A 21,967-nucleotide genomic window follows, 5' to 3' on the forward strand; every position below is an offset into this window, starting at 1 on the left:
TACAGGAAGCAACTTCATGATTCGCCCTCGTTTCGCGCGCTCGGTAGCCGCGGTCGTCGCTCTTGTCACTCTGTCCAGTTTTGCCGTTGCCTGCTCGGGCTCCTCCGACGAAGTGGTCAAGACCGCCGACGGCAAGACCGTCCTGCGGTACGAGGGCAGCACCGGACAGGTCATCTACCCCGAACTGGCCGCTGACCTCGGCTACTTCAACGACGTGGAGCTCAACTGGATCGGCGATACGACCAGCGGCCCTCAGAGCATTCAGAACGCAGCGACCGGTCAAACCGAGTTCGGCGGAGCGTTCAACGGGGCGGTGGTGAAGTTGGCTTCCGCGGGTTCACCGATCACCTCGGTCATCGGGTACTACGGCTCCGACAAGGAGAGCTTCAACGGGTACTACGTTCTCGACGACAGTCCGATCAAATCGGCGAAGGACCTGATCGGCAAGAAGGTCGGGATGAACACCCTCGGTGCGCACCACGAGTTCGTCGTGCGTGAATGGCTTGCGCGGGAGGGGCTTACACCGGACGAGATCAAGCAGGTGGAACTGATCGTGGTTCCGCCGGTCAACACGGAACAAGCTTTGCGGCAGGGACAGATCGACGTCGCCACCCTCGGCTCGGTCTTCCGTGACTCCGCGCTCGAACGTGGTGGCCTTCGCGAGCTGTTCACGGACGAATCGTTGTTCGGCTCGTTCACCTACGGCACGTTGGTGTTCCGTGACGACTACATCGCGCAGAACAAGGAGGCGGTCGCCGATTTCGTGCAGGGAACAGCGAGGGCCATCCGCTGGACGCAGACACACCCACGAGAAGAAGTGGTCGCGAAGCTGACGTCGATCATCAACAGCCGCGGACGCAACGAGGACACCAAGCTCATCAGCTACTGGAAGAGCCCAGGAGTCGCCGGCCCCGGCGGAACGATCACCGATACCGAGATCAGCACGTGGATCGACTGGCTCACCCGTAACGGCGAACTCGAAGAAGGAAAGTTGAAGCCGTCGGACATCTACACCAACGAATTCAACCCGTACGCCAACGGAACGTATTCACCCGACAGCGGCGCTGACGGACAGGCACTGGAGGCAGCAAAATGAGCACAGAACCGAAACTACGGCTCGAGCACGTCACCAAACAGTTCGACATTCGTGGGACCGACGAAGTTTTCACCGCGGTCGAGGACATCAACATCGACGTGGCGCCGGGGGAGTTCCTGGTCCTCGTCGGGCCGAGTGGTTGCGGCAAGTCGACTCTGCTGGACCTCCTCGGAGGACTCAGTTCGCCCACTTCCGGTCGAATCCTTCTGGACGGCAAGCAGATCACGGGCCCAGGCTTGGATCGGGGAATCGTCTTCCAGCAATACGCGCTACTTCCATGGCGAACTGCACGTCACAACATCGAGTTCGGACTCGAAGCGAAGGGCGTGAAGAAGAACGAGCGACGCGAGCTCGCCGAGCATTACCTCGAACTGGTCGGTCTGCAAGGTTTCGCGGATCGCTATCCGCACGAGTTGTCCGGTGGAATGAAGCAGCGAGTCGCGATCGCCCGCAGCCTGGCATTCGACCCCGAAGTGTTGCTGATGGACGAACCATTTGCTGCGCTGGACGCACAGACGCGAGAGTCGCTGCAGGACGAGCTTCTGCGCATCTGGAAGGCCACCGGCAAGACCATCTTGTTCATCACCCACGGAATCGACGAGGCCATCTACCTCGGGCAACGTGTTGCAGTACTGACTTCGCGGCCGGGGCGAGTCAAGACGATCGTCGACATCGACATCGACCGGTCCGGCGACGACGTGCGATCAGGTGAGGAGTTCCGAGTGTTCCGGCACCGGATCTGGACGCTGCTGCACGGTGAAGTCGAGCGCGCTCGGGCCGGCGAACTCGATCCTGCCAAGGAGGTTGCACATGTCTAGCGCATTGGCGACGCCGGAGGTGGTCGCCACCCCGAAACCGTTGGCCGACAAAACACCTGACATTGCGCAGCGGAGCCAGGCCGGCGGCAAGGCGGCGCGCTACATTCGTTCCACCGCCTGGCGGATTGCCAAGCCGTCGATTGCGATCGCGATCTTCCTCGGGATCTGGGAAGCGGCACCTCGGCTCGGGCTGGTGGACAAGGTCTTCCTCCCGCCCTTCACCGAAGTTGTGTCCGCATTCTTCACTCTCGCCGAGAACGGACAATTGCAAGAGCATGTTTCGGCCAGTCTGACGCGTGCGCTGACCGGATTCTTCGTGGCCATCGCGATCGCGATTCCGTTGGGAATCGCGATCGCCTGGTACCGCCCGGTCTCCGACTTCCTCAACCCGATTCTCGAATTGTTCCGCAACACAGCAGCCTTGGCTCTGCTTCCCGTCTTCGTGCTGATTCTCGGAATCGGTGAGGAATCGAAGATCGCCCTGGTGATCTACGCCTGCACCTTCCCGATTCTGCTCAACACGATCTCCGGTGTGCGAACAGTGGACCCCCTGCTGATCAAGTCCGCTGCCTCGCTGGGGTTCTCCTCGATTCGGCTGTTCCAGAAGGTGGTTCTGCCCGCCGCTGTTCCCACGATCTTCACGGGTATCCGCATGGCAGCCGCGTCGTCGATTCTCGTGCTGATCGCCGCCGAAATGGTCGGGGCCAAAGCCGGTCTCGGGTATCTGATCACCGCTTCACAACTCAACTTCCAGATCCCGAACATGTACGCGGGCATCGTCGCGATCTCGTTGTTGGGTCTGACAATCAACGCGATTCTGGTCCTGATCGAACGTCGGCTCTCGCGCTGGCGCGTCACCACCTGACCACACATTCACGGAAAGATTCTGCGAACTCATGTCCGAACGACAATTTCATCTGAACGCCTTCCTGATGGGCGTCGGCCATCATGAGGCGGCGTGGCGCCACCCACGCACAAATGCGGCCAACCTCCTGGACGTCAAGCACTTCCAGGAAGTGGGGAGAATCGCCGAGCGTGGAAAGCTGGACTCGGTGTTCTTCGCCGACGGTCTAGCAGTCGGCCCGCGGGTCAAGTACAACACCCAGGCGATCTTCGAACCCGTCACCTTGCTGTCGGCGATCGCGGCGGCCACCGACAAGGTGGGGCTGATTGCAACCGCGTCGACCAGTTACAGCGATCCATACACTCTCGCAAGGAAGTTCGCTTCCCTCGATCACATCAGTGGCGGACGAGGCGGGTGGAACATCGTGACGTCGGCCGGCGCCGACGAGGCCGCGAACTTCGGCCTCGATGCGGTACCGACGCACAGCGGTCGTTACGAGCGCGCCGAGGAGTTTCTCGACGTGACGCTCGGACTCTGGGACAGCTGGGAAGAGGGGGCAGTTGTCCTGGACGAAGAGACCGGAATCTTCGCCGATCCTGATCGTGTCCATCGCATCGACCATGACGGTCAACGATTCACGGTGGCTGGCCCGCTCAATTCGCCGAGGTCTCCACAGGGACGTCCGTTGCTCGTGCAAGCCGGTTCCTCCGAGAGCGGTAAGGACTTCGCGGCGAAGTATGCCGAGGCCGTGTTCACCGCTCAACGAACACTCGAGCAGGGGCAGGATTTCTACACCGACCTCAAAGCGCGGCTGATCAAGTACGGGCGTAGTCCCGACGAGATCAAGGTGCTGCCAGGCATCGTTCCCTTCATCGCGGATACGGAAGAAGAAGCCAAGGCACAGGAGCAGTCGTTCACGGATCTCATCTCACCTGAGTACTCGCTGCGCCAACTCTCGAACATGGTGGGCGTCGACCTCACCGAGCATTCGCTGGATGCCCCGTTGCCTCCGTTGCCGGACATCGATCGCATCCAAGGAAACAAGAGTCGATACCAGCTCGTCAAAGACCTTGCGGAGAGCGAAAACCTCACCGTCCGTGAACTGATCGGCAAACTCGGCGGTGGCCGTGGGCATCGGACATTTGCCGGGACACCGGAGCAGGTCGCGGACGAGTTGACCGAATGGTTCGACAAGGGCGCCGCGGACGGCTTCAACATCATGCCGCCCTATCTGCCCGGAGGGCTCGAGGTGTTCGTCGACCGGGTCGTGCCGATTCTGCAGGCGCGTGGGCTCTTCCGGACCGAATACACGGAATCCACCCTGCGGGGTCACTACGGCCTCGATCGTCCGGCGAATCGGTTCTCGCGGGCCGCTGACGCGGCAGAAGTGAGCGCGTGACGGAAACACTGCCTAAGGAACAGCCGGCGATTGCCGGTCTCAAGCCACTGGTCACAACGGTTTTCGTACCGGCGGCCATCTTCGGGATCGGTCAGGGTGCGGCTGCCCCCATCATGGCCGTCACCGCGCGCGACCTGGGTGCCTCGGTTGCCGTCGCCGGCCTGATCGTTGCACTCGGTGGTTTGGGCGCCGTACTCGGTGACCTCCCCGCCGGCAGGATCGTGTCGCGTTTCGGTGAGCGCAGGTCGATCATCGGCGGAAGTTCCTTGGGTGCAACAGGAGTGGTGATCTGTCTCCTTGCACAGACTCCGTGGATGCTCGGTATCGGCGCACTGTTGACCGGATTGGCGAATGCGGTGTGGGGCCTTGCGCGGCAGAGCTACCTCGCCGAGACCGTGCCACTCGGTCTACGGGCCCGAGCAATGTCGTCGTTCGCTGCGATGTGGCGGTTGGGTTTCTTCCTGGGACCGCTCATCGGGGCCGGCGTGATTCTCCTGGTGGGAGCGCGCGGAGGATTCCTTGTCCAGTTGGTGGGCGTCGTGCTCGCCGGGGCGCTGATGGCCCGCGTTCCCGACCCGCCACGAAAGGTGCAGGCAGGCAACAGCGATCACGGACACGTCACGCTCCCGGAGATCCTTCGCCGTCATCGTGCCGCTCTGTCGACGCTCGGGACAGGCTCCCTTATGATGGGCGCCGCCCGCGCTTCGCGTGAGGCCGTTCTTCCATTGTGGGCATTGCACCTCGGATTGGATGCAGCCCAGGTGAGTGTGATCTTCGGTATCGGTGCGGCCGTGGACTTGCTGTGCTCGTACCCGGCCGGACACATCATGGACCGATACGGCCGCAGGCTGGTCGCGGTGCCTTCGCTGACGGTGATCGGTGTGTCGTACCTACTGTTGCCGTTCTCGACGGGTGCAGTGGGATTGACCGTGGTCGCTGTCGTGATGGGGATCGGCAACGGGCTGGGCAACGGCGTGATCATGACCCTCGGTGCCGATATCGCCCCGCCCGAAGAACGCGCCGAGTTCCTCGCTGCATGGCGATTGACTCACGACACCGGCATGTTCGGTGGGCCGCTCGCGATCGGTCTACTCGCCGCGGTGCTCCCACTCGGGTGGGCATTCGCCGCTCTGGGCGCGACGTCGTTCGCCGGCGCGGCGATGATGTTCCGCTTCATTCCGGTCTACTCTCCGCGGGTGTCACCCCGGTCGCGCGTCGGGAAACTGTAGGTAGGCTCGCTACATGCGATTCGGACTGTTCGTACCTCAAGGCTGGCGTCTGGACCTGGTCGGCATCGACCCCGCGAAGCAGTGGGAGGTGATGCGAGACTTCACGCTGCGCGCGGAGGCAGGGCCGTGGGAGTCGGTGTGGGTCTACGACCACTTCCACACCGTTCCCCAGCCGACGGAAGAAGCGACTCACGAGGCGTGGACGTTGATGGCCGCACTCGGTGCGTCGACCTCGCGTATCCGACTGGGCCAGATGTGTACCGCCATGAGTTACCGAAACCCGGCGTACCTCGCCAAGGTCGCCGCGACCACCGATCTCATCACGGGTGGACGCGTCGAGATGGGCATCGGCGGCGGTTGGTACGAGCAGGAGTGGCGTGCGTACGGCTACGGTTTCCCCTCTGCCGGTGAGCGTCTGGGCCGCCTCGACGAAGGAATCCAGATCATGCAGCAGGCGTGGTCGACCGGCAGCTCGACGCTCGACGGCAAGTACTACCAGGTCGACGGAGCGCTGTGCCGTCCACTTCCGTTGCAAGAGGGCGGAATTCCCATCTGGGTTGCCGGTGGCGGCGAGAAGGTCACACTCAAGATCGCGGCCAAGTACGCGCAGTACACGAACTTCGACGGCACCCCGGCCGGCTTCGCGCACAAGTCCGAAATCCTGAAGAAGCACTGCGACACCGTCGGTAGCGATTTCGACGCCATCGTCCGTTCGGCCAACTACAACGTGGCCATCGGCGCGACGGAATCCGAGGTGGCTCAGCGGTTGGAGACACTGAAGGCCCGACTGACGCCGTTGGTCGGCGAAGCTGCCGCCGATGCGTCGCTCGATGCGTTCCGCGGAATGCCTGCCGTGGGTACGCCCGAGCAGATCATCGAGAACCTGTCGGCGCTCGCGGCGCAGGGACTCGAGTACGGAATCTTCTACTTCCCCGAGGCCGCGTACGACACGTCGGGAATCGAGATGTTCGAGAAGGAAGTGCTGCCCGCGCTCGCGTAACCGTTGGGGCTAGCGCAGCGAGTCAGGAAGATCGGCCGGGTTGATCAGAACCCGGCGATCGGGGTGGGTGCGAACTTCTTCGGAATCGGGAATCCGGCTCTGCAGGAAGTTCCACTCGCTCGCACTGACAGCAGCGATCGCGCGTGCCAGCACTGCCGAGTCCTTGGTCCCCCACTCGATCGGCATGGGACTGACCATCTGCCACGTGTCAGCCTTGCTGCGGGTGGAACGATCCGAACGCAGTGCGACCGACGGAATGCGGTCGCCGACTCGCCACTTCGGATTGAGTCGAACGTTGCGGCTGACGAGCGCGTACTGCGGTGCTCCGGCCGCAGGCTTCGCGATGTCGATCAATGCCGTCAAGGTCGCCGCTCGAGGGTGAACCTCGGTGACGATCGCGGGAACCAGTGGGTTGTCCGCATACAGAGATTCGACGCTTCCCACCTTGCGAGGTGCCCACACGGCAACCCACAGGGAACTGGCCGCACCGATGGCGAGGACTGCGCCGATGATGATGGACCACACCTCGCCCATGCTGATCAACCAGGCCCCGACCGCGGCGAGGACGATCGCGAAGATCACCGCAGAAATCTGCAGGCGGCGTACATCGGCCAGTGTGTCGTTGACCGACTTGGCATGAGCCTTGTCGACGGTGAACTGGAAGTCAGCCACGAAAAATTCCTTCGGGTGGTGCCGGACGATCTAGGACCGGCCCCCGATCGCCCGGGGACCGTCCACCAGCGTAGCTAGTTTCGCGCGCGCTCCCACATCTGCAGGTAAGCCTCGGCGCCGCGGCTCATGTCCTCGATGATGGTGTCGCCGTCGGCTCCCGCAGCGATGCGCATGTCCGCGATCCAGTCGGGAATCATCCCGTACTGCGCCACGCCGTCGGTGTTCACGTCGAAAACCCGGGTGCCGGCGCGCTGCTGGTCCATGACCGTGCCGTCGAAGGCGGTGTACGGATATTGCAGCGGATTTTCTGCGGCGTCGCCGCGCGGTGCGGCCTGCGGCCCGAAGCCGTTGGTGTCGGCGCCGTAGCCGAAACCGAAGTAGTAGTTCTCGCTTCGCATCGCCCGTGCGTCCCGCCACTGGTCGATGAACCCACGCTCTTCGGGCTTTTCGTCCGATGCGTCGAGTTGTCCGGCGTACAGGGCGACAAATCCGCCGAGTGCGTAGATCCGCTTGTACAGGCTCGGGTCGCTCCAGCTGTGACTGGAAACGACGCCGGAGTAGTTCGCAGCTTCGAGAATATCGAGAGCCGCTTCGGCGGTCTTGACGCTCATGTGATCGATGTCCACGATCATCCCTCGGTCCATCAAACCTCGGATCGTGTACGCGCCGAGGTCGGTCAGGCCGTGCGAATTGCATTGCGGACCAGAGGGGTACACCGGAAGCGTCACTCCGGGTGGGAGTACCGCGAGAAGATTCTGTGCGCCGTCGACCTTGGTGGGCAGCACATTGTCCTCGGCAACGCCGGTGCATGGTTCCGACTGCCAGAACTCCCCGGTGCCCAGGTAGTTGCCGATGTTGACGGCCACTCCGGTGACGCCGCCGTCGAAACGGGCACCGCCGAGGGCGTTGTCGAACTTGTGCGTGACGATCATCTGCCGGACACCGAGGTCGTACAACTCGTCCAGGCCGCGGTCGATGTCGTCCTCGGTGCACTGCGGAATACCGTTGCGCACAGAGCAACCGAAGGGTTCGGACACCTCCACCCCGAGGGTGACGGCCAGCTTTCCGTCGGCGGCCACCTGCCTGGCCTGTTCAGGGGAGCTCACGATGCGGAACCAACCCCGGCCGGGACCGCCGTACTGGGCGTCGATGTAGTCCTGGAGTTCGCGTGTCTGCTGCGCCTGGATCCGGACGGTCTCCATCTCGTCACAGGGATTTCGTTTACTCGGATACAGCTCGCACAGGACACGGTTGGCGACAAAGAGGTTGGTGAAGATTCGCAGACCGCCACGCCAGGCCCGCTCGACCCACTTGTAGTACGTCTGCTCGTGTGTCAGTGAATCGTGCGCCGGCCAGTCGGTGAAACTCGGCCAGCCGGTGGTGTCGTGAGTTTCGAAGGGATTGCCGTACGACAGAACGTTTTCGAGGAGCGCCGGTATCCCGTCGGGTTGATGGTCCGGGCAGTCGACGAGCGCTGCGGTGACGCCCTGAGGATCGAAAGGTCGGCCGCAGTGCAGGTTTCCGCCCATGAACTCGGAAGCATTCATGTGCACGTGTGTGTCGATGAATCCGGTGACTTCACCGTTCGGTCCGATTTCTCCCGGAACGCCGTTTGCGCCCAACTCCGCTTCGGGGAAGTCGGCGCAGCCGTCGCGCGGGATCAGCGTGAACGCAGAGTCGGGAACGTCACCGGGATCGGACATCGTGAGCATCAAATCTCGCGAGATCAGTTGTCGGCCGTTCGAGGTCGCTGTCAGAACGAAGGACTCGCCAGTGGACATCACGGTCCAGTCGGTGGACGGAGTTGCTTCGGAAGTGGCGAGCACCGAGTCTGCGCCGTCGTGCGAGAGCATCGACCCGTCCGGGCCGTACAGCATGAATCGACCCAACTGGGCCGCATGTAGTCGGAACGGTTCGGCGTCTGCGGCTTTCGTTACGTCGGTGAGGTACGCCGACCCGTCACGACGGACGAAATCGCCGGACTCCGTACGAAGTGCGAAGCAACCGTTCGCAAGTGCGTACACCGAGTTCTGCGTGGTGGGAGCAGGACTCGGAGCGGCCGCACTGACGCCGGTCGCGGCGACGACGACGGCGGCAGTCAGCAGCGAAATGGTCCCGGCGAGCCGACCCCGTAGACGTGGAACTGAGCGCATGGTGCAGGTGACCCCCGGCCGATGGACACGACTGTGACAGGGGACACTCTACAGATAACTGGACGTATGTCCATTTGATTCTGCAACGTGTTGCAGAAATGCTCAGCCGATTGCAGGTCCGAGCAGGTCATCGGCGTCGGTGATCCGGTAGGCGTAGCCCTGTTCGGCGAGGAATCGCTGACGATGTGCCGCATACTCCGCATCGAGAGTGTCGCGCGAGACCACCGAATAGAAGTGAGCCTGACCGCCGTCGTGCTTGGGTCGCAGTAGGCGTCCGAGTCGCTGCGCTTCTTCCTGTCTCGACCCGAAGGTTCCCGAAACCTGCACGGCGACAGACGCCTCCGGAAGGTCGATCGAGAAGTTCGCGACCTTACTCACCACCAGCGTCTGGATCTCACCGTTACGGAACTGATCGAAGAGGATCTCGCGTTCCTTGTTCTTGGTGGATCCCTTGATCACCGGGGCGTTCAGGGCTTCGCCGAGTTCGTCGAGCTGATCGAGATACGCACCGATCACCAAAGTCGGAGAATCGGGGTGCTTGGCCAGGATCGACTTCACGACCGCAATTTTCGTGTGAGCCGTCGAGCACAGTTTGTAGCGCTCCTCCGGTTCGGCGACGGCATAGGACATGCGCTCGGCGTCCGTCATCGTCACTCGCACCTCGACGCAGTCGGCCGGCGCGATCCAGCCCTGCGCTTCGATGTCCTTCCACGGAGCGTCGTAGCGCTTGGGGCCGATGAGCGAGAAGACGTCGCCTTCGCGGCCGTCCTCACGAACCAGCGTTGCGGTCAGGCCGAGACGGCGGCGCGACTGCAGATCTGCCGTCATCCGGAAGACGGGCGCGGGCAGCAAGTGGACCTCGTCGTAGATCACCAGTCCCCAGTCGCGGGAGTCGAAAAGTTCGAGGTGCTTGTACTCGCCCTTCGTGCGACGTGTGATCACCTGGTAGGTCGCGATCGTGACCGGCCGAATCTCCTTGCGCTCGCCGGAGTATTCGCCGATTTCTTCCTCGGTCAACGATGTACGCGCGATCAACTCACGCTTCCACTGACGACCGGCAACGGTATTGGTGACGAGGATGAGGGTGGTGGCCTTGGCCTTTGCCATCGCTGCGGCGCCCACCATCGTCTTGCCGGCGCCACACGGCAGCACGACGACGCCCGAGCCGCCGGCCCAGAACGAATCCGCTGCCATCTGCTGGTAGTCGCGCAGTTCCCAGTGGCCCTCTTCGAAAGCGAGATCGATCGGGTGCGCTTCGCCGTCCACGTAGCCGGCGAGGTCCTCGGCCGGCCAGCCCACCTTGAGCAGCATCTGCTTGAGGCGGCCGCGTTCGCTCGGGTGGACGATCACGGTGTCGTCGTCGACCTTCTCACCGAGCATCGGCGAGATCTTCTTGTGTCGCATCACCTCGGTGAGGACTGCGCGGTCGAGGCTGACCAGGATGAGGCCGTGCACCGGGCTCTTGACCAGCTGTAAGCGTCCGTACCTGGCCATCGTGTCGACGATGTCGACCAGCAGCGGTTGTGGAACCGCGAATCGTGAGTACGACACGAGCGCGTCGACAACCTGCTCGGCGTCGTGTCCGGCGGCGCGGGCATTCCACAAGGCCAGGGGAGTGATGCGATACGTGTGGACGTGTTCGGGGGCCCGTTCGAGTTCCGCGAAGGGGGCGATTGCCTGCCTGGCATCGCCGGCGCGCTCGTGGTCGACCTCCAACAGCAGCGTCTTGTCGGATTGGACGATCAACGGTCCGTCGGTCACGGAATCCTCCTAGTGAAGCAAACGCGGCAGCCACAGAGCGTTGCGCCGCGTTGTCGGCTGACGCCAACCCTGCCATTGTCCTGGTATCGGGGCGCAGACGCCAACAGGCGACGCTCGCACAGCCCGAAGTAGAGGTGCCCGAGTGCGAGCACCCCTACGTCAACAGGGCAGGATCGACCGCTATTCCGGGAGGCCCGCGGGTAGTACGAGGATCTTCACGTGTTCGTCGGGTGCGCGCAGAGCTGCGAAAGCGTCCGAGACTCCATCCAGACCGACCCTGCCGGTGATGATCGCTTCGGCGTCGATCTCGCCGTCGGTGAGCCTCTGCAGGGTGATGTCGTAGGCATTCTCGTAAGGACCGTGACCGAAGTTGATCGAGATCCTCCGGAACTGCCCGACGACGGGAATGATCGTCTCGTCGCCGAACGGCGCAGCCAGAACCTGAATCCGCGAGTTGAACGGCAGAGTGTGCATCAGTTCTCCGATGACTCCCGCCCGACCGCTGCATTCGTAGGCGATCAGAACTCCGTTCGCGGCCTGGCCGACAAGCTGGTTGCCTTCGGCGATCATTCGATTCCACAGTTCGATCGGATCCTGCTCGGCCGGATCGACAACGATGTCCGCGCCCATCTTCGCGGCGAGCTCGCGTCGTTTGGGGGAGGGCTCCGACGCGATGACGATCTGCGCTCCGCGCGCTTTCGCGGCGACGATGGCGCCCAGTCCGATCGTTCCGCAACCGATGACGAGCGCCGAATCGGCCGAGGTGAGGCCGGACTGTTGGAGATGCATCTCGCCGACGTGGAGAGGTTCGGCAAGTGTGGCGTGCTCGAGTGACAGGTGGTCGGGAACTTTGCGGACCCAGAACGCGTCGACGACTATGTGATCGCCGAACGCGCCGTGGTACTCGTTCGAGTAGCCGATGATCGTCGGGATCCCGGTAGCGGTGTCGGTGGCCAAGCCGATGCCGGCCACCCGATCGCCGATCGCGAAATCGTCTACTGCAGAACCGGTCTCGGAGACGATACCCGCGTATTCGTGCCCCAGCACCACTGGCGCGTCCGGATCGAAGGTGGCGAGCGGGTAGCCCCCGTCGTGCGCGACCTCGACGAATCGGCACGGGTCCTTCGACATGCTCAGGTCGCTGCCGCAGATCCCGCAGGCGACGACGTCGATGCGGATCTGATGGGGTGCCAACGGCGGCGGGTCGGCGATCTCGGTGACCGCGAATTCTCCCTGCTGGAAACGGACGGCCCTCATGCGCGCACGGCTCCCGTCTCGGCCGGCCGGCCGTAGTAGTCGGTATGGGCTTTGGTGATCGCTCCGACCAGCCCGCCGATCAGGTATTCGCGATTGTCCTCGGCGAACTGCATGCTCGCCTGACGCCCGACATTTCGCTTCCGGAAGTGCGGGACCACCTCGGAGGCGAACAATTCGTAGCTGCGTTTGGTGTCCTCCCAGCTCGCCATGTCGACGTGAAGGATCAAGAACGTGCCGAACCCTCCCGTCTTCTCGATCAGACGCTCGATCTGTGCGATCGCATCTTCGGGGGTACCGATGATCGCCTGACCGAACTCGCCGAGCGTGTCGTTTCGCCACTGATCGATGATTCCGGCAGGTGTATCTGCCCAGGCCGGGTTCTGGCCGGTCTGTCGATTCACGTAAGAAGCCATCGATCCGATCCGCCGGCTCACGGCGCGCTCGGCCTCGGCTCGGGTCTCGGCGATGAACATCGGAGTGACCACACGCCACGTCGCTCGGTCGGCGTGGTGGCCGTGCTCGGCCGAGACCTTCTCGTACACATCCCAGTTGCGATCCAGTGCGTCGAAGCCGCTGGGTGAACTCGCCGCGAGTGAGAGCAGGGAGAGGCCGTTCTTGCCGGCGAGCACCGAACCGTTGGGGGAAATCGTCGACGCTGTCACGGTCTCGATGCCGTCCGCACGGTAGGTGGGCAGTTGCGCACGTGCGTCACGCAACGTGAACCAGTCGGTTTCCATGTTGACGACCTCGCCGCGAAGCAACGCGAGAATGGCCTCGAGCGCTTCGCCCTGGCGACGACGCTGGTCCGACGGGTTGATGCCCATCATGTGCGCATCGAGGGGGATCTTGCCCGGGCCGGTGCCGAAGATGAGTCGTCCGCGCGTCTGCAGATCGAGCTGAGTGATGCGGTCGGCCGTGATCAACGGGTGGTGATAGGGCAGAGACGTCACGCCTGTGCCGAACTGGATGCGCTCGGTTCGCTCTGCGGCGGCCGCGATGAACATGTCCGGGGCAGGCACGATCTCGGCGCCGGTCGAATGATGCTCACCCATCCACGCTTCTTCGAATCCGAGGTGGTCCAGGTGTGTCATGAGGTCGATATCGCGTCTGAGTTGCAGGGCGGGATCGGCGTCGAGCGGATGGTACGGGGCGAGGAAGGCTCCGAAGCGGATGGACGATGCGGACCACACGATGACAACTCCTGTCGACAGGGGAGTGATTTGGATCACTCGCTCTGATCGAGATGTCTAACATGGATCAACTGATCCAATAAGTTGAGCCTCCCGCACAGTGGGAGATTTGTAATCACCTGTAGTTCAACGTTATCTGGTGCAATGACGTCGGATATCGTTGTTGCGAGTCGATCGACTGAACCAAGTACTTTCCGAAGGAGTATTGAAGAGGTATGCAACTGGACGTCACAATCACCCCCGACTCCTCGACCGTCGAACTGAACAGTGTCGACGACTTCACCAGTCTCTCGGTCGTCGTTGGCGGCGACGATCGATCCGAGACTCTGAGTCGGGTACTGGAACCGTGGGGGGAACTCGAGGGGGATCACGTCTGGCTCGACATCGGCCACTTGGAGCAAGCCGTCGCTGCCCGGATCGGAAACACCGAGTGGAGACAGAAGTTCTCCGCGATGGTGGACTACGCACGCGCCCACGGCTGGGTGGATCGCGACAACAGGGTGCGAGCACACCGTGAATCACTCTGACTCCGCGTTCGCCACGGTTGAGACGTTTGTCGAGCCCGTGCGAAGCTCGTTCGTATGACCGACTCCCGGCAGAACCGTCAAGGCGACGCGACGCGTCTGCGTTTGCTCAAAACTGCTGAAAGGCTTTTCGCGACAGAGGGATTGGATGCAGTTTCGCTGCGCTCGGTCAACGCCGCGGCCGGTCTCGGGCCGTCATCGGTCCACTACCATTTCGGAACCAAGGACGATCTGGTCGCAGCGGTGCTGTTGGACATGGGAACGTCGGTGCGAGATCAGATCAGCGCGAACGTCGACGCCCTCTCCGCCGACAAGACGCCGCCGACGGTCGAGGCGCTGGTACGGGCCGTCACTGCGCCCTACAAGGCATTGCTCCTTCGCCATCGCACGCGGGGAATGCGATGGATCAGAATCGTCACGCAGATCTCGCAGCCGCAGATGTCACGACCGGGCCATCCAGCCCTCGAGGCGACCGAGCTGCACCTGCGTGAACATCTTCTCGACCAGGTCCGTCGTACTTTTCCTGCTACCGATCCCGAACGGCTCGAGACTCGCTGGGCGATTGCCTTGATGGGCTTCCTCCAGGCGTTGAGCCGGGCGGACGATTGGAGCGGAAGTGGCAAGCCGCTCGCGCCGGAGCGGCTTGCCGACTTCTACGAGGACCAGGTCGTCTTTCTGGTGGGTGGTGTGCGGCAGTTATTGGGGTGAGCGCCTAATCGATGCGTCTCCTATTTCTGCGCGACCACTGACTTCCGCATTTCCATTACATGAGTAATAGCTTCGGAAATTCCGGACCGGTAACCGATATTCTTTTCGGAATCACCCGGAGTGGAATCAAGCTCCGATTCGAGTCTCGTTTGAATGCGGTCCAGGGTATGGATTGTTCTTTTCACGATGGTTGATTCTCTTTCTGCGGTAAATCCGATAGAAGTATTCCGGATTGCCGAGCGTGTTCGTCGAGGACGCAGAGTGAAGCGAGGGTCATGCCCGCTGCGTACCCTCGCGAGCGTGCGTCAGTTCCTCGATTACGTGACTTGAACAGGTTGAACGTTTCGTGCAGGTGCACGAGGGTGTCGGTGGAGGCAGGCATTGGTCAGCTTCGCAATCAGCTCGTCTTCTCTGGACTTTGCTGTCAGCTCCGCTTCCGCTTACGGATGAACTCGGAAGACTCCGCAGTTTTCGCCCGCTTCTCCGCGCGGCGTTCCTTGATCGACTGGGCGGGTTTCTTCATGTTCTTACCCGGCGCCTTGTCAGCCATTGTCGCTCCTCATTTTTCGAAGTGGCAATCACAAACTGACCTCGACCATACTTCATTTACAGAAAAAAGCCAGTTGCTTCTTTTTTGCTACTTTTTTCCGGAGTCGACGGGGCTGACGGAAGTAATTCGGTGCAACGTGAAACGGCGAACCGCGCCGCTCGCGGGGTCGAAGGCGTCCAGCTGTCCGCCGCCAACGCTGACGGGGTCGACGATGCGATGCGTCGCGACCCCCTGGGCGTCGACGTAGCCGATGTTGACGCTCGAATTGTCTCGGGCCGCCGTGGCCAGCAAGGCGATGGTGGCGGCGTTGTTCTCCCGTGAACCGTCCGTTCGCACTCCGCCGCGGCCGGGGGCGGAAGCACGGTCTCCGGCCCGCATCGTGCGGACCAACGACGCCAGCTGATCCGCCGACGGGCTCGCCGGCATCCTCGACGCCGGTCGGCTGCGACGGTTGGGTACACGTGCCCCACGTGGGCGGAGATCGACCAACGTGCCCGAGGAGTCCTCACCTGCCGGCGCGAATCCGGCGGCTCGCAGCTCGGTCAGGACTTCGCGGAGAGGGGCCTGCGAAATCGCGACGGTGGGAGCCAAGGCGCGCAGTGCCAACGGCTCGGCCACTGCGGATGCGAGGACCTCCGCCAGCAGTGACGCGTCCTCACATCGAATGAACGACGCCGCCACTCCGGCACGCAGTCGTCCGTGTCGACGGGCGACATCGTCGATCAAATACGAAAGTGATTGGGGGACAGGAGTCTTCGATTTCGAAGCGAACATCGCATGCAGTTCGGTGGCCGTCAGACCGGCGTCGAGCGCACGACGCACGCTGTCCTCGCTGATGCGGTACATGGACGCCGATCCGGCCGACTCGATGTCTGCGACCAGGCTCACCTGCTCGAGCAGGTCCGGTACCAGCGGGCCGGGCGCAACCAGAGTCAGATCCGCCTGGACCAGGATGTAGTCGATGGGCTCGGGTAGCGCGGACTGCATTTCGGCTTCGGCGTCCCCGCCGTGCAGCAAGGCTCGTCCAGGTGACGACAACGCGCCGCGGGCCACCAGCCCGAGAGCAGCGGCCTCGTCCAGAGTCCGCTCGATCGCGAACGTCCGCAGGCGCCCGCTCCATCGCGGGCGTCGCCACGCCAGCAGCCGACTTACCTCGACGGCCGACGCGGTCTGGCCGCTGTCGAGTTCGGAGAGCAGCCCCAGAATGGCCTGACGATCTCGCGGAGCCGCCGGAGCGCGGCCCTCCTCGGACAACGCCGCGATCGGCTTGTCGGTGGAATCGCGCAGCCCGATCATCCACGGGACTCGAGGTACGTCGACCCAGGCGGACGCCAGGACCTCCCACCGTCGCGCTGTGGATGCGTTCAGCCAGCCGTCGACCGCAAGCGTGGGCGTCCAGTATTCGTCCGCGTTGTCCGAGACCGGCGCCGGGTCTGGTGTTCCACTGGCGATGAGTCCGGCTGCCGAGAGCAACTCGACAAGTAGGCTCACGCGCGCTTCGTCGAGATCGGCCGTCTTGGCCACGCGTCGTAGTTCTCGAACACCGAGCCCACCGGCTCGCAGTGCGGGGGCCGGCGCTGCGCCCAGAACAGCGATCACGTTCTCGCATTGGCGTACCAACTCGAGCGCCTCGCCGGCTGCTGCGGCGTTCACGTCCGCCGGCTTGAGTTTGTCGCCCCCGATGACAGGTGCGGTCAGCGTCGTCGGATCGAAAACCGGCTCGCCGCGGATGACCTGACGAACCGTCGCCGGAAGCTCGACGGTCTGCTCGTCGAGCCACCGCAGCAGGCCGGCCGCCAGCAGTCGTTGAACCGGGCGCTCAGGCGGCGTTCCGGGGGCAGCGTCGCGGGTGCGACCGATCGGGCTGGAGTTGGCGAGTGTCTCGAGGAGATCCCGCTCGCGGGTGTCCAGAGCGTTGAGCGCAGCCGAGATCTCGGTCTCGGTCATCGCCTCGGCAGGTTCGAGGGCGCGCCCCACACGCCACGGAATCATCCCGATGACTGCCGGGACGACGCTGATGGGATCGACACCCCAGATGAGGGCGGACGCGCGCATCTTCGACAGAGACTTGTCGACGGCCTTCTTGGTGACCTTGCCCTTGCCGGTCAGGGCGCGTTCGGCGATCGCACTGTTGAGCTCCGCCCGCGTCATCGGAGTTTCCTCGGCGCCGGCCAGTGCCAACAATTCGAGAAGACCGAAATCGAGGGTGTCGAGTTCGTCCGCGGCTCGGCTGACCGACGCGCGTTGCTGTGCCCGACCGCTGAGAACCACCATCGTGCTCGGCGGCGGTACGGCCAGATCGGGGCGCAGACGCAGCAACTCCGTCAACTCGGCGTCACTGCGCGCCGAGAGCCAATCGGTCAGACTTTCGGCTGCGGAACTGCCCGCCGGGGTGCCACGTGTTTCGGTCATCAGGTATCAGATTAGAGACCTGGTCTGTACGGCGTAACGGCGTCCTGTCAAAATGACTTCGTGGCCAACAATTCGAAGCAACACTATGTAGATCCAGGATGGCCGGAAACTGCAGACGGAGATCACGCAGTGACCGAATTGTCATCGACCCGCGCAGGTGGACTTTCACCCTTCGGCGAGGACACCACCTTTCCGGTTCCGGTGGAGTCACTTCCTTACGTACACCCGCACACCGTCATCAACCGATAACAACTCGACACGAAGAAGGCCCGCACCGAATCGGTGCGGGCCTTCTTGATGTTCGAGCGTCCGAGCGGACAGTCTTGCCGGTGTTACTTGAGGAACGACTTCGCGGTGTCGGCGACTGCGAGGATCTGCGGGTCGACCGGGATACCGTTGGCCTCGGCGAATGCGATTGCCTGATCGATGGCGTCGGCGACCGGGTGTGCAACGGTCTGTGCGACCTGCTGCGCCGGAGCCGGAGCTGCCTGAGGAGCCGTCGTGGCCGGAGCGGAACGCTCGGTGGCGCCGCTGCTCAGCCCGAGGCTGGAGGAGCAGGACGGCCATGCGCCCCAACCCTGGTTTGCGAGAACACGCTCGGCAACAACGATCTGCTGCTCGCGAGTGGCCTGGTTTGCGGTGGCTGCGTACTGTCCGCCGCCGTGTGCGTTCCACGTGCTGGGGGAGAACTGCAGTCCGCCCTGGTAACCGTTGCCTGTGTTGATGGCCCAGTTTCCGCCGGCCTCACACTGGGCGAGACGATCCCAGTCGGAGTCGGGGGCAGCGTTTGCGGTTCCGGTGGCTGCAATTCCTGCTACGCCCATGATGGCGCCGGTGACGGCGACCTTGGCGACAGTGCGGCCGGTGGTGGTGGGCTTGCGATGGCGTCCGCTCATGATGGTCGAAATCCTCTCCACACGCGCCTGCGAGGTCAGCTGTCGGGTTCGGGCTGAGAGGTCGCCCGGCCTCGCCTTTCCTGGCTGGAAAGGGTCTGGCTTCACCCCAAGATTCGGTCTTGCGATCGAACCGGTGTCCACTGGAGAACTTTTCTGTTCTCACAGAGGACTTTGGGTCCCCCGTCCTCGTCCCTGGAATGCTCTGTCGGAAGTCCGGTACCCGCGGGACAAGGCTTGGCGCGGCGGGCCGGAGGTGGCCGAGTTTCCCGGCCGAAAACGACGGTAACGGCTCGAGTCGCTCGTGTCACCATTTGATAACGCGGCGTGGCGAAAGCCGTACAACGCGTCACACAAAGCGCAGGAGACTCTTCCCAGGTAGGTGGGGGTGCCCGAGTGAATGTCCGGTTGTGTCCGTTCCGTTATCCATCCGTAATGTGAGCAAGGTCACACGTTATGTGGAAATACAATTTCGGGCGATTGAGAGGTGTGTCGATCCGGGCCCAAGGTGTGGCCCGTGTCTCAACATCGAGATCGAAACTTAGGTTAGGTTTGCCTGACTTGCCTCGATTGGGCAGGTTTCGCAGAGTCTTCCAAAGAAGTAGGGCACCCCTCATGAAACTGCAATACCGTCGGCGTGCGGTCACCGCATCACTCGCCGTCGCCGCTGCTGCTGTCGGCCTGGCCGTCACTGCTCCCGCTGCACACGCCTCACCCGAGGATCCGACACACGGTGTTGTCGGAAGCTATTCCGCAACCCAGCCCGGCGACATCGTCGTCGACTCGGCAACCCACCGCGGATACATCACGCAGTACGGCGGACCGACCAGCTCGTTGTCCGTCGTCGACACGAACACCGGCAAGTCCGTCGGCACCATCGACGGCGTCGTCGGTTACCCGTCGGCACTTGCCGTCGACTCAGGCCTCGGACGCGCATACGTGTCCTCCTCCTACGGCGGCGCGATCTCGATTGTCGACACGAAGACCGGGAAGGTCGAAAAGACGGTCACGCTGAGCGAGAAGAACCCCGACGGCTCGCGTCCGCAGATCAACGATGTCGTCGTCGATCCCACAACACACCGCGCGTACTTCTCGGACTACAAGTCCGGCAACATCCGAGTCGTCGACCCCAACGCCGCCGACGCCGTGTCGAGCATTCTGGTCCACAAGTCGGCAACGCCGACCAAGCTCGCCTTCGACAGTGTCCGCGGCTTCCTCTACATCGCGGACACCAACTTCTTCGACGAGAATTACGGCCGCACGCTGTGGCAGGCGGACGTACGCAAGGGCGGAGCACTCAAGTCGATCGTGCGTGCCGACAACCTCTACCCGGTCGACGTCGATGTCGACACGAACACCGGCAACATCTACATGACCGACACCCGGGCAACCAACCTGTGGGCGATCACCCCGGCCGGCGCGGTTCTGTCGAAGACCACGCTGTCTCCGACCGCGATTCCCAACGGCGTGGTCGTCGACGCTGCGGCAGGCATTGCATATGTCGCGGACGTCATGAACGGACACCTGTGGTCGGTCGATCTGACGACCCGCGCCACCACCGCTCTGACCGATACCAAGGTTCCGGCACTGGAGAAGGTCAAAAACCTCGCGCTCGACACCTCGACCGGCGCCATCGCGTCGACGACCAACGGGGGCAAGGTGACAGTCGTTGCTGCGTACCCGCTACCCGCGACCGTCGAATTGCCTGCCGCTCAGGTAGGTAAGGCGTATTCGCAGAAGCTCACTGCCGCCGATGCGCGCGCAACCTTTGCACTCACCAGTGGCACTCTGCCCGGCGGACTGTCCCTCGCACAGGACGGCACCATCTCGGGTACCCCCACCGCTGTCGGCAGCGTCACCGTCGAGGTCACTGCGAAGAGCGTGCTTTCGCGTGCTTCGAGCGTGACCATCGTGGTCTCCGAGGGGCCGGTCGGCCCCGTCGATCCGGGCAACCCGGGAACGGGTACCGGTTCGCTCGGTAACCTCCCCGGACTCGGTAGCCTCGGCCGCTGATACGACCTGATACCAGAGAACCCGACCACAGCAACTGCTGTGGTCGGGTTCTTCGGTCCGCGGGCCCGCTATGCGTAATCGACGCGGTCCACGACTATGCGTAATTCACCCGGTCCACGTCGACGATCTCCTTGCCGAGCGGCATCAGCGAGATCGGAATCATCTTCAGGTTCGCGACCGCGAGCGGAATTCCGATGATCGTGATCGCCATCGCGACGGCGGTGACGATGTGTCCGATCGCCAACCAGATACCGGCGATGATCACCCAGATGACATTGCCGATCATCGAACCGACACCAGCGGTCGGCTTGTCGACGACGGTCTTACCGAACGGCCACAGTGCGTAGATGCCGATGCGGAATGCCGCGATTCCGAAGGGAATCGTGATGATGAGGATGCAGCAGATGATGCCTGCGGCGAAGTAACCCAACGCCAGCCAGAAGCCGCCGAAGACCAGCCAGATCACGTTCAGGAGGATTCTCATGGTCAGTGACCTTTCGGTTGGAGGCGGGAGTGATCAGCGCACGCGTCGACCGGATCTGAGCGTGTAGACGATGGCCAGGAGGAAGCCGATCGGGCACGCGAGTGCTACCAGGTACAACGCCAGGCCGGGTGGGGTGTCGCTGAAGATATGGACTGCGAAGATGGCCACGATCGCCAGGAATCCGACGATGAACAGTGCCATCGCCGTACGGAACAGACCGTTTCCGGTGCCGGAAGTGCGCGGGTTCGGTTGAGGGTCCACACCTACGAGGATAGTGCCTGTAAACCTGGGTGCCGACCCGGGTTCGTCACAGGTAGACTGTTAACAGACTGCGCGCCCCGCTGAAGCAAGTGTGGGGCGCGTTCTTTTGCATTCTTCCACCGGAAGCGATGCGAGCAAGGCCATGAGGCTCTTCCGAGAGCCTCCCGAGCACATTGGGGCAGACGCCCCAGTCGAGTGATGAGCAGGTGAACGCGGTGCCGACCGGCAAGGTGAAGTGGTACGACGTCGAAAAGGGTTTCGGCTTTCTGTCGCAGGAAGAGGGCGAGGACGTCTACGTCCGTGCTTCCGCTCTCCCCGAGGGCGTCGAAGGCTTGAAGGCCGGCCAGCGCGTCGAGTTCGGAATGGCTGCGGGCCGCCGCGGTCCGCAGGCACTGAGCCTGAAGGTACTCGAGCCGGCGCCGTCGTTGCGCGGCGCGACGGCGACGCGTCGTGAGCCCGTCGAGCGTAAGCACACCCCTGATCAGTTGCACGGCATGGTCGAGGACATGATCACGTTGCTCGAGGCGAAGGTCCAGCCGGATCTGCGCAACGGCAAGTACCCGGACCGCAAGACCGCTCAGCGGATCTCCGAGGTCGTCCGGGCCGTCGCTCGCGAGCTCGACACCTGATCGCTCGATACGAGCTGCCATACACGGCTTCGAAACAAAATGCCCTGCACACCAATCGGTGTGCAGGGCATTTT

21 protein-coding genes and 1 riboswitch are annotated in these 21,967 nt (G+C 63.1%); of the genes, 11 read left to right on the top strand and 10 right to left on the bottom strand.

What is annotated here, in order from left to right; genetic code table 11:
• Positions 1-16 precede the first annotated feature (16 nt).
• The 6 genes from ATN37_RS28070 to ATN37_RS28095 are packed head-to-tail and all read left to right on the top strand — an operon-like array spanning position 17 to position 6,386.
• On the top strand, positions 17-1,096 hold the full coding sequence (locus ATN37_RS28070; RefSeq protein ID WP_007733528.1) for an ABC transporter substrate-binding protein: 1,080 nt from the start codon (positions 17-19) through the stop codon (positions 1,094-1,096).
• Positions 1,093-1,914: an ABC transporter ATP-binding protein gene (locus ATN37_RS28075; RefSeq protein WP_063315899.1), complete on the top strand. Its 822-nt coding sequence runs from the start codon at positions 1,093-1,095 to the stop codon at positions 1,912-1,914. The genes ATN37_RS28070 and ATN37_RS28075 overlap by 4 nt, the downstream gene beginning before the upstream one ends.
• A complete protein-coding gene (locus ATN37_RS28080) occupies positions 1,907-2,779 on the top strand; it encodes an ABC transporter permease (protein ID WP_007733521.1) in 873 nt (290 codons plus the stop codon). Before ATN37_RS28075 ends, ATN37_RS28080 begins: the two co-directional genes overlap by 8 nt.
• Positions 2,780-2,810: 31 nt before the next feature.
• On the top strand, positions 2,811-4,157 hold the full coding sequence (locus tag ATN37_RS28085) for an LLM class flavin-dependent oxidoreductase (protein WP_218695906.1): 1,347 nt from the start codon (positions 2,811-2,813) through the stop codon (positions 4,155-4,157).
• A complete protein-coding gene (locus ATN37_RS28090) occupies positions 4,154-5,386 on the top strand; it encodes an MFS transporter (RefSeq protein WP_218695908.1) in 1,233 nt (410 codons plus the stop codon). The genes ATN37_RS28085 and ATN37_RS28090 overlap by 4 nt, the downstream gene beginning before the upstream one ends.
• A 13-nt stretch (positions 5,387-5,399) precedes the next feature.
• Complete coding sequence (locus ATN37_RS28095; RefSeq protein ID WP_063315901.1) at positions 5,400-6,386, top strand: LLM class F420-dependent oxidoreductase; 987 nt, start codon at positions 5,400-5,402, stop codon at positions 6,384-6,386.
• A 9-nt stretch (positions 6,387-6,395) separates the two neighbouring features.
• On the opposite strand, the gene ATN37_RS28100 is transcribed toward ATN37_RS28095, so the two are convergent.
• The 5 genes from ATN37_RS28100 to ATN37_RS28120 form a co-directional block, all read right to left on the bottom strand.
• On the bottom strand, positions 6,396-7,058 hold the full coding sequence (locus ATN37_RS28100; RefSeq protein WP_007733514.1) for a DUF3239 domain-containing protein: 663 nt from the start codon (positions 7,056-7,058) through the stop codon (positions 6,396-6,398).
• Positions 7,059-7,132: 74 nt separating this feature from the next.
• Entirely contained in the window at positions 7,133-9,211 is a 2,079-nt protein-coding gene (locus tag ATN37_RS28105) for a hypothetical protein (RefSeq protein ID WP_063315902.1), read from the bottom strand.
• A 102-nt stretch (positions 9,212-9,313) separates the two neighbouring features.
• The gene (locus ATN37_RS28110) at positions 9,314-10,972 is read right to left on the bottom strand and encodes a DNA repair helicase XPB (RefSeq protein WP_003940219.1); all 1,659 of its coding nucleotides are present in this window, start codon (positions 10,970-10,972) and stop codon (positions 9,314-9,316) included.
• A gap of 180 nt (positions 10,973-11,152) precedes the next feature.
• On the bottom strand, positions 11,153-12,229 hold the full coding sequence (locus ATN37_RS28115; RefSeq protein WP_058037815.1) for an alcohol dehydrogenase catalytic domain-containing protein: 1,077 nt from the start codon (positions 12,227-12,229) through the stop codon (positions 11,153-11,155).
• Positions 12,226-13,419 carry an LLM class flavin-dependent oxidoreductase gene (locus tag ATN37_RS28120; protein WP_063316055.1) on the bottom strand — a complete coding sequence of 398 codons (1,194 nt, stop codon included), beginning with the start codon at positions 13,417-13,419 and terminating at the stop codon, positions 12,226-12,228. The genes ATN37_RS28115 and ATN37_RS28120 overlap by 4 nt, the downstream gene beginning before the upstream one ends.
• A gap of 215 nt (positions 13,420-13,634) precedes the next feature.
• On the opposite strand from ATN37_RS28120, the gene ATN37_RS28125 reads away from it, so the two are divergent.
• Both ATN37_RS28125 and ATN37_RS28130 read left to right on the top strand, forming a co-directional pair.
• Complete coding sequence (locus tag ATN37_RS28125; protein ID WP_003939736.1) at positions 13,635-13,946, top strand: hypothetical protein; 312 nt, start codon at positions 13,635-13,637, stop codon at positions 13,944-13,946.
• 54 nt (positions 13,947-14,000) lie between these two features.
• The gene (locus ATN37_RS28130) at positions 14,001-14,651 is read left to right on the top strand and encodes a TetR/AcrR family transcriptional regulator (RefSeq protein ID WP_003940633.1); all 651 of its coding nucleotides are present in this window, start codon (positions 14,001-14,003) and stop codon (positions 14,649-14,651) included.
• A 424-nt stretch (positions 14,652-15,075) separates the two neighbouring features.
• On the opposite strand, the gene ATN37_RS32810 is transcribed toward ATN37_RS28130, so the two are convergent.
• A complete protein-coding gene (locus tag ATN37_RS32810; protein WP_007733507.1) occupies positions 15,076-15,201 on the bottom strand; it encodes a hypothetical protein in 126 nt (41 codons plus the stop codon).
• 87 nt (positions 15,202-15,288) lie between these two features.
• On the bottom strand, positions 15,289-17,613 hold the full coding sequence (locus ATN37_RS28135) for a helicase-associated domain-containing protein (RefSeq protein WP_030535357.1): 2,325 nt from the start codon (positions 17,611-17,613) through the stop codon (positions 15,289-15,291).
• Positions 17,614-17,673: 60 nt separating this feature from the next.
• On the opposite strand from ATN37_RS28135, the gene ATN37_RS28140 reads away from it, so the two are divergent.
• Positions 17,674-17,862, top strand: a complete 189-nt coding sequence (locus tag ATN37_RS28140) for a hypothetical protein (protein ID WP_019744939.1) — start codon at positions 17,674-17,676, stop codon at positions 17,860-17,862.
• A gap of 83 nt (positions 17,863-17,945) precedes the next feature.
• Here ATN37_RS28140 and ATN37_RS28145 read toward each other — a convergent pair whose 3' ends face one another.
• Positions 17,946-18,509, bottom strand: a complete 564-nt coding sequence (locus ATN37_RS28145) for a transglycosylase family protein (RefSeq protein WP_003939675.1) — start codon at positions 18,507-18,509, stop codon at positions 17,946-17,948.
• An 8-nt stretch (positions 18,510-18,517) separates the two neighbouring features.
• A riboswitch (cyclic di-AMP (ydaO/yuaA leader) is annotated at positions 18,518-18,738 on the bottom strand.
• Positions 18,739-19,121: 383 nt separating this feature from the next.
• Here ATN37_RS28145 and ATN37_RS28150 point away from each other — a divergent pair.
• Entirely contained in the window at positions 19,122-20,519 is a 1,398-nt protein-coding gene (locus ATN37_RS28150) for a YncE family protein (protein ID WP_058226123.1), read from the top strand.
• Positions 20,520-20,613: 94 nt separating this feature from the next.
• Here the strand turns inward: ATN37_RS28150 and ATN37_RS28155 are convergent, their stop codons facing one another.
• A complete protein-coding gene (locus ATN37_RS28155) occupies positions 20,614-21,003 on the bottom strand; it encodes a YccF domain-containing protein (RefSeq protein WP_003939919.1) in 390 nt (129 codons plus the stop codon).
• A 33-nt stretch (positions 21,004-21,036) separates the two neighbouring features.
• On the bottom strand, positions 21,037-21,264 hold the full coding sequence (locus ATN37_RS28160; RefSeq protein ID WP_003940194.1) for a hypothetical protein: 228 nt from the start codon (positions 21,262-21,264) through the stop codon (positions 21,037-21,039).
• Positions 21,265-21,479: 215 nt separating this feature from the next.
• Here ATN37_RS28160 and ATN37_RS28165 point away from each other — a divergent pair, with 215 nt between their 5' ends.
• Entirely contained in the window at positions 21,480-21,893 is a 414-nt protein-coding gene (locus tag ATN37_RS28165) for a cold-shock protein (protein ID WP_007733502.1), read from the top strand.
• Positions 21,894-21,967 lie beyond the last annotated feature (74 nt).

This window comes from Rhodococcus sp. MH15 (assembly GCF_019266045.1).
GTDB classification, from domain to species: Bacteria; Actinomycetota; Actinomycetes; order Mycobacteriales; family Mycobacteriaceae; genus Rhodococcus_F; species Rhodococcus_F qingshengii.

Excerpts from the sequence above, each read along its gene's own strand:
- ATN37_RS28070 (WP_007733528.1), top strand. The coding sequence starts at position 17 with ATGATTCGCCCTCGTTTCGCGCGCTCGGTAGCCGCGGTCGTCGCTCTT.
- ATN37_RS28075 (WP_063315899.1), top strand. The coding sequence starts at position 1,093 with ATGAGCACAGAACCGAAACTACGGCTCGAGCACGTCACCAAACAGTTC.
- ATN37_RS28080 (WP_007733521.1), top strand. The coding sequence starts at position 1,907 with ATGTCTAGCGCATTGGCGACGCCGGAGGTGGTCGCCACCCCGAAACCG.
- ATN37_RS28085 (WP_218695906.1), top strand. The coding sequence starts at position 2,811 with ATGTCCGAACGACAATTTCATCTGAACGCCTTCCTGATGGGCGTCGGC.
- ATN37_RS28095 (WP_063315901.1), top strand. The coding sequence starts at position 5,400 with ATGCGATTCGGACTGTTCGTACCTCAAGGCTGGCGTCTGGACCTGGTC.
- ATN37_RS28105 (WP_063315902.1), bottom strand. The coding sequence starts at position 9,211 with ATGCGCTCAGTTCCACGTCTACGGGGTCGGCTCGCCGGGACCATTTCG.
- ATN37_RS28115 (WP_058037815.1), bottom strand. The coding sequence starts at position 12,229 with ATGAGGGCCGTCCGTTTCCAGCAGGGAGAATTCGCGGTCACCGAGATC.
- ATN37_RS28125 (WP_003939736.1), top strand. The coding sequence starts at position 13,635 with ATGCAACTGGACGTCACAATCACCCCCGACTCCTCGACCGTCGAACTG.
- ATN37_RS28130 (WP_003940633.1), top strand. The coding sequence starts at position 14,001 with ATGACCGACTCCCGGCAGAACCGTCAAGGCGACGCGACGCGTCTGCGT.
- ATN37_RS32810 (WP_007733507.1), bottom strand. The coding sequence starts at position 15,201 with ATGGCTGACAAGGCGCCGGGTAAGAACATGAAGAAACCCGCCCAGTCG.
- ATN37_RS28135 (WP_030535357.1), bottom strand. The coding sequence starts at position 17,613 with ATGACCGAAACACGTGGCACCCCGGCGGGCAGTTCCGCAGCCGAAAGT.
- ATN37_RS28145 (WP_003939675.1), bottom strand. The coding sequence starts at position 18,509 with ATGAGCGGACGCCATCGCAAGCCCACCACCACCGGCCGCACTGTCGCC.
- ATN37_RS28150 (WP_058226123.1), top strand. The coding sequence starts at position 19,122 with ATGAAACTGCAATACCGTCGGCGTGCGGTCACCGCATCACTCGCCGTC.
- ATN37_RS28155 (WP_003939919.1), bottom strand. The coding sequence starts at position 21,003 with ATGAGAATCCTCCTGAACGTGATCTGGCTGGTCTTCGGCGGCTTCTGG.